1 protein-coding gene is annotated in these 348 nt (G+C 44.8%); it reads left to right on the top strand.

The window, feature by feature from the left end; all coding sequences use genetic code 11:
* On the top strand, nucleotides 1-309 hold a 309-nt coding region (locus tag GOQ16_RS17415), incomplete at its 5' end, for a tyrosine-type recombinase/integrase (RefSeq protein WP_160070457.1).
* Nucleotides 310-348: the final 39 nt, after the last annotated feature.

Here is a 348-nt window from a genome sequence, read left to right on the forward strand (position 1 = left end):
AGCAAAGAAGGCAAAGGTTTTGATTCGCGTTATAGCCAGCGTGGCGTTCAATGGGTTGTCAAAACCGTTTGTAAAAAGGCCGGCATCCTCAAGGAGGTACATACCCATACGCTACGGCACAGCTATGCTACGCATTTGTTAGAAGATGGTGTGAATATTCTACAAGTTCAAAAGCTTCTGGGGCATGAACGGGTGGAAAGTACGATGGAATACCTCCATGTTTGTCAGTTAGCCCAACAAAAAGTCCATAGTCCTCTTGATATCGTTTTTTCTTTATGCAGCCGCACTGGGAAGTCGCCGATGTGCTAGGAAAAGTAGATTTATCCCATCAAAACTTTACGGTTCACC

Source organism: Sphingobacterium bovisgrunnientis, assembly GCF_009829085.1.
GTDB classification, from domain to species: Bacteria; Bacteroidota; Bacteroidia; order Sphingobacteriales; family Sphingobacteriaceae; genus Sphingobacterium; species Sphingobacterium bovisgrunnientis.